This is a genomic window from Halomonas sp. AOP43-D1-4 (genome assembly GCF_052446175.1).
Classification (GTDB): domain Bacteria; phylum Pseudomonadota; class Gammaproteobacteria; order Pseudomonadales; family Halomonadaceae; genus Vreelandella; species Vreelandella citrativorans.
The window spans coordinates 50,261-62,591 of the sequence record NZ_JBQSVY010000013.1 but is presented as its reverse complement, the minus strand read 5'-3'; the positions used below and the strand labels follow the sequence as shown (position 1 = coordinate 62,591).

General features: G+C 54.8%; 14 protein-coding genes. 2 read left to right on the top strand and 12 right to left on the bottom strand.

Annotation, left to right across the window (positions count from 1 at the left end; translation table 11 throughout):
* Nucleotides 1-67: 67 nt before the first annotated feature.
* A complete protein-coding gene (locus tag ACT3RQ_RS14415) occupies nucleotides 68-487 on the top strand; it encodes an OsmC family protein (RefSeq protein ID WP_087112043.1) in 420 nt (139 codons plus the stop codon).
* A gap of 230 nt (nucleotides 488-717) precedes the next feature.
* Nucleotides 718-1,512, top strand: a complete 795-nt coding sequence (speD, locus tag ACT3RQ_RS14410) for an adenosylmethionine decarboxylase (RefSeq protein ID WP_193054468.1) — start codon at nucleotides 718-720, stop codon at nucleotides 1,510-1,512.
* Nucleotides 1,513-1,599: 87 nt separating this feature from the next.
* Here speD and lpxL read toward each other — a convergent pair whose 3' ends face one another.
* The 12 genes from lpxL to ACT3RQ_RS14350 form a co-directional block, all read right to left on the bottom strand.
* Entirely contained in the window at nucleotides 1,600-2,514 is a 915-nt protein-coding gene (lpxL, locus tag ACT3RQ_RS14405) for an LpxL/LpxP family Kdo(2)-lipid IV(A) lauroyl/palmitoleoyl acyltransferase (RefSeq protein WP_172117502.1), read from the bottom strand.
* A gap of 9 nt (nucleotides 2,515-2,523) precedes the next feature.
* The gene (alr, locus tag ACT3RQ_RS14400; protein WP_444680731.1) at nucleotides 2,524-3,624 is read right to left on the bottom strand and encodes an alanine racemase; all 1,101 of its coding nucleotides are present in this window, start codon (nucleotides 3,622-3,624) and stop codon (nucleotides 2,524-2,526) included.
* A gap of 112 nt (nucleotides 3,625-3,736) precedes the next feature.
* Nucleotides 3,737-4,711, bottom strand: coding sequence for an RNA polymerase sigma factor RpoS (gene rpoS, locus ACT3RQ_RS14395; protein WP_444628472.1), 975 nt, complete (start codon nucleotides 4,709-4,711; stop codon nucleotides 3,737-3,739).
* A 158-nt stretch (nucleotides 4,712-4,869) separates the two neighbouring features.
* Nucleotides 4,870-5,934, bottom strand: a complete 1,065-nt coding sequence (locus ACT3RQ_RS14390; RefSeq protein ID WP_444639003.1) for a peptidoglycan DD-metalloendopeptidase family protein — start codon at nucleotides 5,932-5,934, stop codon at nucleotides 4,870-4,872.
* Between the two features lie 17 nt (nucleotides 5,935-5,951).
* Nucleotides 5,952-6,911: a DUF368 domain-containing protein gene (locus ACT3RQ_RS14385; RefSeq protein ID WP_444680730.1), complete on the bottom strand. Its 960-nt coding sequence runs from the start codon at nucleotides 6,909-6,911 to the stop codon at nucleotides 5,952-5,954.
* Nucleotides 6,908-7,585: a protein-L-isoaspartate(D-aspartate) O-methyltransferase gene (locus ACT3RQ_RS14380; protein WP_172117498.1), complete on the bottom strand. Its 678-nt coding sequence runs from the start codon at nucleotides 7,583-7,585 to the stop codon at nucleotides 6,908-6,910. The genes ACT3RQ_RS14385 and ACT3RQ_RS14380 overlap by 4 nt, the downstream gene beginning before the upstream one ends.
* Nucleotides 7,572-8,318: a 5'/3'-nucleotidase SurE gene (gene surE, locus ACT3RQ_RS14375; protein WP_193054465.1), complete on the bottom strand. Its 747-nt coding sequence runs from the start codon at nucleotides 8,316-8,318 to the stop codon at nucleotides 7,572-7,574. Before surE ends, ACT3RQ_RS14380 begins: the two co-directional genes overlap by 14 nt.
* A 36-nt stretch (nucleotides 8,319-8,354) precedes the next feature.
* Nucleotides 8,355-9,395 carry a tRNA pseudouridine(13) synthase TruD gene (gene truD / locus ACT3RQ_RS14370; RefSeq protein ID WP_444680729.1) on the bottom strand — a complete coding sequence of 347 codons (1,041 nt, stop codon included), beginning with the start codon at nucleotides 9,393-9,395 and terminating at the stop codon, nucleotides 8,355-8,357.
* Nucleotides 9,388-9,876 carry a 2-C-methyl-D-erythritol 2,4-cyclodiphosphate synthase gene (gene ispF / locus ACT3RQ_RS14365; protein WP_444631447.1) on the bottom strand — a complete coding sequence of 163 codons (489 nt, stop codon included), beginning with the start codon at nucleotides 9,874-9,876 and terminating at the stop codon, nucleotides 9,388-9,390. The genes truD and ispF overlap by 8 nt, the downstream gene beginning before the upstream one ends.
* Nucleotides 9,876-10,583, bottom strand: coding sequence for a 2-C-methyl-D-erythritol 4-phosphate cytidylyltransferase (gene ispD, locus ACT3RQ_RS14360; RefSeq protein ID WP_192527405.1), 708 nt, complete (start codon nucleotides 10,581-10,583; stop codon nucleotides 9,876-9,878). The genes ispF and ispD overlap by 1 nt, the downstream gene beginning before the upstream one ends.
* Nucleotides 10,584-10,617: 34 nt before the next feature.
* Nucleotides 10,618-10,971 (bottom strand): cell division protein FtsB, encoded by a 354-nt coding sequence (ftsB, locus tag ACT3RQ_RS14355; protein WP_444628463.1) that lies wholly within the window; start codon nucleotides 10,969-10,971, stop codon nucleotides 10,618-10,620.
* Nucleotides 10,972-11,023: 52 nt separating this feature from the next.
* Nucleotides 11,024-12,187: a GNAT family N-acetyltransferase gene (locus ACT3RQ_RS14350; protein WP_444628462.1), complete on the bottom strand. Its 1,164-nt coding sequence runs from the start codon at nucleotides 12,185-12,187 to the stop codon at nucleotides 11,024-11,026.
* Nucleotides 12,188-12,331: the final 144 nt, after the last annotated feature.

Sequence of the window (12,331 nt, the reverse complement as noted above, 5' to 3'; positions counted from 1 at the left end):
AGTGCGCCAGGCAAAGAAATGTTATGCTGCGCGACTTACCTGTCGTCGCCAAGATAAGGAGAGCCACGTGAAAGCAAGGGTAAAATGGACGGATGGCCGTCAATTTATCGCCGAGTCGGGCAGCGGGCACAGCGTTGTGATCGATGGCCCACCCGACCACGGCGGCCGCAATACCGGGCCTCGCCCCATGGAAATGCTGCTGATGGGCATGGGCAGCTGCACGGCGTTTGATATCCTGAATATTCTCGATAAAGCCCGTGCCGATGTGACCGACTGTGTTGCCGAACTGGATGCTGAGCGCGCCGATGAAGTGCCTGCCGTATTCACCAAAATTCATGTTCACTTCGTGGTCACAGGCCGAGCGCTAAAAGAGAAGCAAGTTGCACGTGCCGTAGAGCTTTCCGCCGAAAAGTACTGCAGTGCGTCCATTATGCTTGTCAAAGGCGGTGTTGAAATTACGCACTCCTTTGAAATTGTAGAGGCTTGAGACAGAGCGACGACGCTCGCTCCTTCGGCCTACGATGCAGCACAGCGAAAAAAAATGCCCTGCCTGGATGCATCCCCTGCCCCGGCCGGGCATAATACGCCTCCTTGTATTCCCCCTGACTGCCCTGCAAGTGCTTTTAGAACATGCGCACCACGTATGGCATTAGGTTTTTTCTCGGTTCCGGCGCTGGCTCGTCGGGGTGTCTTCATCAGCCATAGGGAGGTTCGGACATGACAGATAGTCTCCGACTCCACGGGTTCAATAACCTGACCAGCTCGCTGAGCTTTAATATTTACGACATCTGCTATGCCAAGACCGAAGAGCAACGTACCGCTTATATCGACTATATCGATGAGCTGTACAACGCCGAACGGCTGACGCAAATTTTGAAGGATGTCACCAATATTATCGGTGCGCATGTGTTGAATATTGCCCGTCAAGATTATGAACCTCACGGGGCAAGCGTCACCATTCTCATTGCTGAACATGAGCTTGATGAAGCCAACCCTGAAAACACAGAACCAGGCCCTGGTCCGCTGCCTGAAACCGTGGTTGCCCATCTGGATAAGAGCCATGTCACCGTACATAGCTACCCGGAATCGCATCCTGACAACGGCATCAGCACCTTCCGTCTGGATATCGACGTATCAACGTGTGGGCATATCAGCCCGCTGAAAGCGCTGAACTATCTGATTCACAGCTTTGATTCTGATATCGTCACCATGGATTACCGTGTGCGCGGCTTCACCCGGGACGTCGACGGTAAAAAGCTGTTCATCGATCACGAGATCGCCTCGATCCAGGATTACCTGGCGGAAGATACCAAGCAGGCGTATCAGATGATGGACGTGAACGTGTATCAGGACAACATGTTCCATACCAAGATGCTGCTGAAAGACTTCGAGCTCGACAATTACCTGTTCGGCAAGTCGCGTCGCGACATTACGTTTGAAGAAGCCCGCGATATCGAAAGCCGCCTGCGCAAAGAGATGCTGGAAATCTTCTACTCACGTAACCTGGAGTAACGCCTGAGTAGCTAACACAGCCATAAAGAAGCCGGCATTGCGCCGGCTTCTTTGTATCTAAAAAAACCGTATCTAAAAGAATCGTATCTAATAGAAACCTTCATCCCCTTCAGGGCGCGTTTTGAAGCGCCGATGCAGCCACAGGTACTGCTCGGGGTGCTTGCGAATGGCACGCTCAATAAACTGATTAACCCGCGTTGCGTCGTTAACTTCATCGTTACTGGGAAAGTTTTCAAACGCTGGCAGGCACTCAATCGTATAGGTGCGGTTATCCGGGTTGCGATGAAACATCAGCGGCACCACTGGCGCGCCCGTCATACGAGCGATTTTAGACGTTAGCCGAATGGTGGCCGCCTGCTGACCAAACAAGGGGGCAAATACACTGACATCCGGCCCAAAATCCTGGTCGGGTGAATACCAGACAATATGCCCTGCCTTGATACGTCGCACCACGCCGCGCAGATCGTGTCGATCAATCGCCTGGCCGAAAATACGTGAACGAGCACGCGTCATAAAGCGCTCGAAAAGCGGGTTATTATGCGGGCGATATACGACATCCGCCGGAAAGAACAGCGAGTGCAGCGCGCCACCCAAATCAAGCGTTGAGAAGTGGATCCCGACGACCAACACCCCTTTGCCTTGGGCCTTGGCATTCGCCAAGTGCTCCTGGCCATGGTACGCCACTCGATGACGGAATCCTTCTGCCTCCCGACACCAGCCAGTCGCGGTTTCCACCAAGCCAATACCGTTAGCAATAAAGGTATCCTTCACCAACTTTCGCTGTTCATCGGCACTCTTTTCCGGGAAGCAAAGCGCCAGGTTGGTGGCCGTAATGTCCCGCCGCCGTTTGGCAAAGCGCCATGCCAAAAGCCCGATGACCTTGCCTACCCAAAGCTTAATACTCCAAGGTAGCCAAGCCGCGATATACATCGCACCGATGGCAAGCCAGGTTCCCCAGTAGCGTGGGTGAGCAAACGACGCTGGATACTCTTTTTTCGACATACGTACCACCTACACTGAAGACTCTTGATAACGTCTGGGTACGCGTGGCAACACCCCGGTAAGCAGGGTATAGCTGATCGTATCGCAGTAGCGTGCAACCTCATCGACGGCTAACACTGCCCCATTGCTGGCCGTTCCCCAGAGCACCACCTCGCAGCCAATGGCAGCATCTTGTATATCGGTCACATCAACGGTCAACATATCCATCGACACTTTGCCGGCGATAGCACAGCGCTGCCCATTGACCAGTACCGGCGTACCGTCCACCGCATGGCGGTCATAACCATCGCCGTAACCTGCGGCCACCACCGCAATACGTGACCGGCGCGGGGCGCGCCAGCGCCCTCCGTAGCCGACGGGTTCACCTTCGTTAATCTCTCGCAAACCGATAATTTCCGAACGCAGACTCATGACCGGACGTAATTGCTGCGTGGTTGGGGTGGCCACTTCCAGTGGGTCACTGCCATAGAGCATGATGCCTGGTCGGTTCCAGTCACCATGGGCATCAGGCCAGGCAAGCGTCGCCGGTGAATTAGCTAAGCACAAAGGCGCATCAAGCGCCTTGGCCAGGGCCTTTAAACTCAACAGCTGCTGATTAAAATAGTGGCCGTCGCTGGCATCAGCGGTCGCAAAATGGCTCATTAAATGCAACGCCGTGACCTGTGGTGCATTGGCCAGGCACTGCCAGACCGCCTCCGCCTCCGCGAGGCCAAACCCCAGCCGATGCATACCCGAATCGACTTTTAACCAAACGGGAATGGGTTGGCTTGGCGAAAATGCCAGCAGCGCGTCTACCTGCCATGCGCTATGAATGGTGGTCCACAGTGTGTAGCGCTCCACCAGCGGTAACTCATCGGCGCTAAAGATACCTTCTAACAGCACAATAGGTTTGCTGATGCCGCTGTTACGTAGCGCAATCGCTTCTTCGATACACGCCACCGCAAACGCCGGGACGTGGCTTTCCAGCGCATGAGCACACGCTACAGCGCCGTGGCCATAGGCATCCGCTTTGATAACCGCCACCGAGCGGCTTTGTGGCGCGCAGCGGCACGCCAGCTGATAGTTGTGACGCAGAGCATCCAAATCGATATGGGCCGCTAGCGGGCGCATTGCGTATCTCTCTTATACATAATAAGTCATCAAAAACAGCCCCTCTAACAACAACGCACCGAGTATAAACTCGGTGCGTTCAGGCCGTGCCTACGTAGCCACGCTGTCTTGGCTAGCTTTCGAAAATCGCCTCTAGCGACAGGCCTTGCTTTTCAAGTGTACGGCGTAGTTTCTTTAATGCCTCGACTTGAATCTGTCGTACGCGCTCGCGGGTCAGGCCAATTTCAGCGCCGACCTCTTCCAGGGTGGCCGCCTCATGGCCGCGCAAACCAAAACGACGCACAACCACTTCGCGCTGTTTATCACTTAGCTCATCAAGCCAAAGATCCACGTGTTCACGCACATCACCATCTACCAGGCAACCTTCTGGGCCTTGAACATCGTCATCGGCCAGGGTATCAATCAACGGTTTATCGCTCTCTCCACCCATGGGGTAGTCTACCGAGGAGACACGTTCATTGAGGCCAAGCATTTTCTTGACCGTAGCAACCGGTTTGTCGAGATGCTCAGCAATCTCTTCAGCGGTCGCTTCATGGTCAAGTTTTTGTGTCAGCTCACGCGCGGCACGCAGATAAATATTAAGCTCTTTCACCACATGTATCGGCAGACGAATGGTGCGCGTTTGGTTCATTAGCGCGCGTTCAATAGTCTGTCGAATCCACCATGTTGCATAGGTTGAAAAGCGAAACCCACGTTCAGGGTCAAACTTTTCAACGGCACGAATAAGCCCTAAATTACCCTCTTCAATAAGATCCAGCAGCGTCAGCCCACGGTTTAGATAGCGCCGGGCAATTTTAACCACCAACCGCAGGTTAGACTCGATCATTCGAGAACGACCAAGCGGATCCCCCTTTCGCGCCAGGCGGCCATAATAGACCTCTTCTTCTGGCGTCAAGAGCGGCGAAAATCCTATTTCATTGAGGTAAATTTGCGTCGCATCCAGGCTTTGAGTCGATTGCCGGTCCTCACGTCCTAGTGCTTTCTCAAAAGCTTCCTCTTCCGCTGCGACATCGTCGTCAACGTTTTCCAACGCTTCTTCGGCAGCATCCAGGTCAACCTCCTGTAGGTCCTTCTCCAGCATACTCATAGCCTTACCCCCGTAGTATCGCCTGCCCGCCTTTTAATATTTAAAGGTAACCACGCTTACGTGTGCGTTACTGGTGTTATTATTGTTATGTGGGCCAGCTCGTAAGGGGCTGGCTCAACAAAACCTTGCCGCTACTCGCTTATCGGGTACTCCACTGATTAGCGTGCAGGTAAAAATTCCATAGGATCCTGAGGCTGACCATCACGGCGCACCTCAAAGTGCAGCCTAACGCTTTCTGCATCACTGTTTCCCATGGTGGCGATCACTTCGCCTGCTTCAACCACGTCATTTTCACTAACGTTTAAGCTGTCATTATGCGCATAGGCACTTAGGAACTGATCGTTGTGTTTAAGAAGAATAAGATTACCGTACCCACGTACGCCACTCCCCGCATAAACGACAATACCCGGGCCTGCGGCTTTGACAGGTTGCCCCTTTTGTCCGGCGATATCAATCCCGGCGGTAATCGAATCACCTTCGCCGAAGCTACCCGCGACTTGCCCATCTGTCGGCCATTGCCAGTTGATCGTCTCTGCGGGCGTGAACGTACGTGATGAGCGATCCGAACGTTCCTCTGGAGCAGCCACAGGTGTTTCGGATTGAGCAACCACCTGTTCCTCAGGCTCCGATGCTGGGACCGTTTCTGGCTCAGGCTCAGGCTCGGGCTCAGGCCTTGGCTCGGTAGCAGGCACCTCGGGTTGAGAGGGAGACTCTTGCGGCGCACTGTTAGTTGACGCTACCTGCTGAGCACTTTCAACCGCTTGTTGTTCAGGGCGCTCAGCGTTTAAACGCTGAGCGCGTTCAATCGCCGATTCATCAGGCAGTAGCCAATCAAGTTCCTGGTCGTTACTGGCTACTGCTGTCGCCTGCGGGTTGAGCCCGGTTGCGACGACGCCGCGCGACTCATTCGGCGTGTTTTGCGCCTGATTTGCGGGCTGGGAATTATTTCCAGCCCCTGCCCCTTCACGTAATGCAATCATCTGTCCGGGATGGATTTGGTAGGGCGCGTCAATATTGTTGATGGTGGCTAGCTGGCGGTAATCCAGATCATGCTGCCAAGCGATGCCATACAGGGTATCGCCTGGTTTGACGGTATATTGAGGCGAGTTTTCCACCACGCGACTCGCTTCACTCAAGTCACGTACTTGCGGGGTATTGTGCTGCTGATTGGCACACCCGCTAATTGCCAACACCAAGGCTGACATCATGAAGACTTTACGCATGCAAACCCTACTCCTTTTCAGCGCTGGGCCGTATTAGTTGAATCTAACGTGGTCGACTTCCCTGCCCGACGGTTCAATAGCATGACCAGCAATATACCAACGGCCATCAGCAGCACCACGCCGATAATCTGCGCGGAAGCGCCGGTCAACGCCGCATAATCACTGGGCAGTAAATAACGATACTCCAAGGGTATCATTTGCCCGCTTGGGCCAACCTGATAACGCAACAGCTCGCGCCATGGCCACAGAACCGGCAACGAGCCAATAATAAACCCTAAAAGCAATTGCATCGTAAAGCCATGATGACGTCTTAACAGCCAGGATAATAGCCGCGAAAACAGCGCAAGGCCTATCACACACCCCATACCAAACAGCATAATAATAGTGATGTCGAAACTGCGAATAGCCCCCATTATCGTGCCGTAGAGCCCCATCGTGAGCAACAAAAAACTGCCCGACACGCCTGGCAACAACATGGCGCTAATCGCAATACATCCCGCCACCATCACAATCGTGGCTTCATTACCGAGCAATAGCACCAAGGGCATTAAGCTCGGCAGCATTCTGGCTAACAGTAAACCGGCCAACAACGGAAATAAATACCAAAATTTCCAACGGTCTCCCGCTTGGGCGACCACCATTCCAGAGGCGGCGACCAGCCCGAAAAAGAAGCCATCAAGCAGCAGGGGGTGCGCTTCCATCAGCCATAGCGCCAAGTGCGCCACGCTGACCAGGCTGATGCCGATACCAGCCAGCAAAGGAATCAAGAAGGCCAGGTTCAAGTGCTTAACGAGGGCACGCCACCCATCACGCTGCCAAACCACCAGCGCGCCAGGACCAAACTGCTTAATGGTATTGATCAGCTCTTCATAAATTCCGGTAACAAAGGCAATCGTGCCCCCGGAAACTCCGGGTATGGCATCTGCGGCCCCCATCCCGGCACCTTTAAAAAAAATCCCCAAGGATTTACGCTTCAATCCACTACTCCTTGCAATAAAGGTACAAAACGCACGGGCTCAAGCCGCCGCTTCTCAAAAGCATTCCCACTGCGCTTTATCTGGGTAAGCCATTGGCTGCCATCAGGCGCTTCCAACGGCGCAATCAACACCCCATCGCGACTTAGCTGCTCGAGCAATATCTCAGGCAGTGTCTGCGCACAAGCCGTCAATAAAATAACATCGAACGGTGCCGCCGTTGACCAACCCTCGCCGCCATCGGCAACGGTTAGCGTTACCTCTGCGCCCAAGCGCCAAAGGCGATCACTCGCTCTCTCATGCAAGGCGTAAATACGCTCAATGGAGTAAAGTTCCTTCACTAAGCGCGACAAAATCAGCGTTTGATACCCGGAACCGGTACCCACTTCCAACACACGGCGTGGCTCAGCTTTCACAACCAGTTCTGTCATCCGCGCCACGGTAAGCGGCTGTGATAACGTCTGCCCAAAGCCGATAGGCAGCGCCGTATCTTCATAGGCACGATGCGCCAAAGCCTCGTCAACAAACAGATGCCTGGGCTCGCCAGCCATCACATCAAGCACATCCGGATGTCGAATCCCCTGTTCGATCAACCGATCAATCATGCGATCCCGGGTACGCTGAGAGGTCATCCCCCGCCCGCGCCGCTCAATGGGCGAAATATCAGGCAAAGGCATCCAACCAGTCCTGTACGTCACGGCACGCAGGGTGGCGCGTCAAGTCAGTTTGCAGCGGCGTAATCGATACATACCCTGCCTCGATAGCGGCAAAATCGGTATCTTCACCGTCATCCGCATTGGCAGCAACCGGCGCAATCCAGTAGCGCGTCCGCCCACGAGGATCTTTGATCGCAAGCGGTTTTTCAGCCGGGCCACGATATCCAAGCCGGGTTACCTTAACGCCTTTGATGGCTTCCCACGGCACATCTGGAACGTTAACGTTGAGCAGCGTTCTGGGCGGCAAGGAGAGTTGATCGGCGGCACCAATCAGGCTGGATGCCACTTTCGCCGCGGTGTCAAAGTAACGATCACCGCATAGCGACATGGCAATCGCGATCATGCCCAGGTTGCGGCCTTCCATGGCCGCGGCCACCGTGCCTGAATAGAGCACGTCATCGCCTAAATTGCCACCGTGGTTAATCCCTGAAATAACCAGATCAGGCCGCTCATCCCACACGCCATTTACGCCCAAGTAAACGCAGTCAGCGGGCGTACCATCCACGCTATAGAAACCATTTTCCAGCGCGGTTAATGAGAGCGGGCGCGATAATGTCAGCGAGTTACTTGCCCCGCTACGGTCACGGTCCGGGGCAACGACACGCAGCTTGGCATGAGCCTCCAGCGCATCATGTAACGCTTTCAGCCCTGGGGCGTAAACACCATCGTCGTTAGAGAGCAGCAGTCGCCGCATTGATGCCTCCTTGTTGATCAAGCGTAATCTGGCGGCTTACGCCATATCCGGGTGATGAATGAGTTCACCGATAACGGCGGTAGCAAAACTGCCTCGGGGTAGCGCAAACGAGAGTAGCACGGCATCAGATTCCCTAGTGAGCTGGGGCGCCGTTAATCGCATACGCAGTGCCCTATGGGAGCGTTTCACACCGCTGGCTTCCAAACCTTTACACAACTCAGGATGCTGACGGGCTAGCTGCGCCTCGTAGCGCCCTGCGTCATCAACGGCGTTTTCACCAATGCCCCAAAGCGCCGCGGTTGGATGCACGTCCAGCTCAGCAGCACGCGTTATCAACGACTCGTCCACCGTGTCGACGCCGAATACGCTTTGGGTGCCGTCAAGCATCACGGTATCGCCTGGGATAGGCTGATGCCAGTTGCCGTCCGCCAAGCGAGCGCTTAGCAGCTCATTAAAAAGAAAGCTTCGCGCAGTAGAGAGCAGCATTCCTTGACGGTCGTCACGTTTGCGCCACCCCCGTGCGAGTAGTGCCTCGGCACGCTGTAAATTACGCGCCTCAGGGCCGAAACGCTGAGGGCCAAAATAGTTGGGCGCCCCGAACTGGCAAAGCGCCTGCCAGCGATGAACGAAATCATCCGCCGTGATCGCGTCGCCACTCAATCGTAACGTAAACGCGTTAGTGCGATGAACGCCACGTTTTAGTTTGCGTGGGTGACGCACGCTTTCAAGCACCGTGATGCCCAACCCACCCAGTGCTGATATCAAGTCAGCAGGCGCGTCACGCCCTGGCAAGTGAATGCTTAACCATTGGCGCGTCACGGCTATTCGGTCCTTCATGCCTGAATAGCCAATATCTCGCGGGGTCACACCGCATAATCGGCTGACACTTTTCACCACATCCAGCGTGGTCTGATTGCGTTTTTCAATCCGCAGCCAAAGATGCTCACCATGCGATTCGGGCGTGAAGTCCAGCTGCTCGTCAACCAAAAAATCCTCAGGTTGGGCCCGATAATGCCCCGGCTTGGGCGGCCCAAACGCAGCATCCAAAGAGCGTGCCCACTGAGGCAGCTTACTCATTCAACGCCTCAGGCTGGCCGAGTAAAACCACCGTTTCAGCAGCAATGCCTTCCCCGCGCCCGGTAAACCCTAGCCGTTCCGTCGTGGTGGCCTTAACGTTTACCTGGCCCAAGGAAACACTCAAGGTGTCAGCAATGGTTTGACGCATTGTCGCAATATGCGGCGCCATTTTGGGCGCTTGAGCCATCAGGGTCGCGTCCAGGTTTACAACTTCATAACCTTCCGCCCGAACCAGGCTCATCACATGGCGCAGCAGCATACGGCTATCAGCGCCTTTCCATTCGGGGTCGGTATCGGGAAAGTGATGGCCAATATCGCCCAGCGCGCAGGCGCCTAACAGCGCATCGCTGACCGCATGAAGCAGCACATCGCCATCGGAGTGTGCGACAAAGCCCTGTGAAAACGGCAGCTTAACGCCACCAATCATTAAGTGGTCGCCGGGGCCGAACCGATGAACATCAAAGCCATGACCAATTCGCATTAAGCCTCCTGAGTAAACGTATCTGATTGTGCTGACAAAATGGCGGCGGCGAGGGCAAGGTCATCCGGATGCGTCACTTTTAAATTATCGCGCCGCCCGCTAACCAGTTGTGGCTGCCTACCCAGCGCCTCGACCGCTGACGCCTCATCGGTCACCATGCGTTTTTGATGCCGGGCACTCTCAAGTGCCTGGCGCAATAGCCCGTAATGAAACCCCTGGGGTGTCAGCGCATGCCAAAGCCCTTCCCGGGGTTCTGTACAGGTACTTTGTTGTTCGGCGTTGGCCCGTTTCATGGTATCTGCTACCGGCATCGCTAATAGCGCCCCGCCGGTGTGATGAGTCACCGCCTGATACAGGGCATGCAGGTCGTCCGTGGTAATACACGGGCGAGCCACATCGTGCACCATCACAATATCGTCATCCTGTGCGGGTATGGCATGTAGCGCATTGAGTACGCTATCCATGCGTTCGATGCCGCCCGTTACGCGCTGCCAGGCCGCAAAAGGAACCCATTCAGCCTGAAACCACTGATCATCGCTGTCCAGGCAGAGCACTAACGACGCCTTGGGAAACGCCTCGTAAAGTCGCGCCAGAGTGTGCACCAGTATTGGGTGTTCACCTAACATCAGGTACTGTTTGGGTTTATCGGCTCCCATACGACGCCCTTGCCCGGCGGCAGGCACGATCAGCCAAAGCGTTTTTTTCAAAGCCGCTTACCTGACATATTCACTGTTTGTTTACTCACTGTGCCGATTGCTCACGATCTAGTCGTGGTTGGACCACCAGTCCTGCGTTAATACCAATCAACTCGGTCGTTATGGCAACACCCGGCACCCAGAAAAACTGTTCATCGCTACGCACCATGCCCATATCACTTCGGGCCCGCTCTTCAATAGCGTCCAGCCCGGTCTTAAGATCGGTGACCTCGGCCGCTAAGCGTGCGTTTCGCTCGCGCATGGGCAAGTTGGCCTCTTCCTGTGCAGCAACGCGCTGCTCGACTATTTGCAGGTCACGCCAGCCACCATTACCTAACCAAAGCGTGTACTGGAGCAAACCCAGTACGACAAGTAACGCTACCACAACCCATTTGTGCATCACCGATCTCCCAAGGCAGTAACGGCGCGCATTATGCCACTATGCAGAACCATCAGCGAGCCGCAGGCACTTTAAAAGGCAGCGCTTGAAAAGCCGCCTCACGATACGCGCTCACTTGGGCGCCCTCCGCTTGGCAAAATTGGGCAACACCCGCCGCCAAGCCGGGATGGTTCATATAGTGCAGCGAACGAACGCGTTGAGGGGCGAAACCGCGTACTAACTTATGTTCCCCCTGGGTACCTGGGTCAAAGCGCGTCAGCCCATTCTGCAAACAGTACTCAATGCCTTGGTAATAGCAGGCTTCAAAATGCAGACAATCGGCCTCCACTTCACTTCCCCAGTAGCGGCCATACAGCGTGTGCTCACCACGAAAATAGAGCGCCGACGCAACCGGTTGGCCATTCAACTGCGCCTGCACCAGCATCAATGTTTCGGGCATGGTCTGGCGTAACCGTTCAAAAAAGGCATGATTTAAATAGGGCGAACGACCGCGCTCCAGATACGTCATTGAATAACAGCGATAGAAGTGCGTCATTGTTTCCTGGGTGATCTCCTGGCCCTCCAGGCGCACCACATTTAGCCCCTGTTCGGCCACCAAGCGCCGTTCACGCTTGATCATTTTTCGCCGTTTGGATGTCAGGCTTGCCAGGAAACCATCAAAGTCGCCAAAACCTGCGTCCTGCCACTGGAATTGAAGCCCTTCGCGGACCGTTAATTGGGGAAACTGCGCCTGCCAGGCCGTCACGTCATGCTCATCGGCAAACAATAAATGCCAGCTGGAGAGCGCCTCCTGGTGACAAAGCGTTTGCCAGGCTGACGCTAACAGAGCACGGATAGCCTCAGCATTTAGATGGCTAGCAAGTAGCGTGCGCACCCCCGGAACGGGAGTAAACGGGATAGCGCTGAGCGCTTTAGGGTAATAGGTGCCACCGGCTCTTTCGAACGCTTCCGCCCACCCCCAATCAAATACATACTCACCGTAAGAGTGATGTTTACGGTACATGGGCAGTGCGCCTACTAATTGGCCTGCTCGCCAAACGCAGGCATGGCAGGGCTCCCATCCTGTCTCACGCCTCACCGAGCCACTCGCCTCCAGCGCATGCAAAAATGCATGGCGCAGAAAAGGCTGATCGTGGCCGACCAAGGCATCCCACTGGCTTGCCTCAATGTTTTCCATGGCGGATAGAGTAGAGAGTTCTAACGAGCACGCAGACATGATATCTCCCAAGAGCAAAGCGTTGGCGCCCTGTTATCCCGTCTTACTTTATCATTAACGCAGCGTTACCCTTACTATCGACTTAGCTATCGTCTTAACTATCACCTTAACTATCGTCTTAACTACCGTCTTAGCCTTACGACA

Bases quoted from the DNA above. Each gene is read 5' to 3' on its own strand.
- speD (WP_193054468.1), top strand. From the start codon at position 718: ATGACAGATAGTCTCCGACTCCACGGGTTCAATAACCTGACCAGCTCG.
- lpxL (WP_172117502.1), bottom strand. From the start codon at position 2,514: ATGTCGAAAAAAGAGTATCCAGCGTCGTTTGCTCACCCACGCTACTGG.
- alr (WP_444680731.1), bottom strand. From the start codon at position 3,624: ATGCGCCCGCTAGCGGCCCATATCGATTTGGATGCTCTGCGTCACAAC.
- rpoS (WP_444628472.1), bottom strand. From the start codon at position 4,711: ATGAGTATGCTGGAGAAGGACCTACAGGAGGTTGACCTGGATGCTGCC.
- ACT3RQ_RS14390 (WP_444639003.1), bottom strand. From the start codon at position 5,934: ATGCGTAAAGTCTTCATGATGTCAGCCTTGGTGTTGGCAATTAGCGGG.
- ACT3RQ_RS14380 (WP_172117498.1), bottom strand. From the start codon at position 7,585: ATGCCTTTGCCTGATATTTCGCCCATTGAGCGGCGCGGGCGGGGGATG.
- surE (WP_193054465.1), bottom strand. From the start codon at position 8,318: ATGCGGCGACTGCTGCTCTCTAACGACGATGGTGTTTACGCCCCAGGG.
- truD (WP_444680729.1), bottom strand. From the start codon at position 9,395: ATGAGTAAGCTGCCTCAGTGGGCACGCTCTTTGGATGCTGCGTTTGGG.
- ispF (WP_444631447.1), bottom strand. From the start codon at position 9,876: ATGCGAATTGGTCATGGCTTTGATGTTCATCGGTTCGGCCCCGGCGAC.
- ftsB (WP_444628463.1), bottom strand. From the start codon at position 10,971: ATGCACAAATGGGTTGTGGTAGCGTTACTTGTCGTACTGGGTTTGCTC.
- ACT3RQ_RS14350 (WP_444628462.1), bottom strand. From the start codon at position 12,187: ATGTCTGCGTGCTCGTTAGAACTCTCTACTCTATCCGCCATGGAAAAC.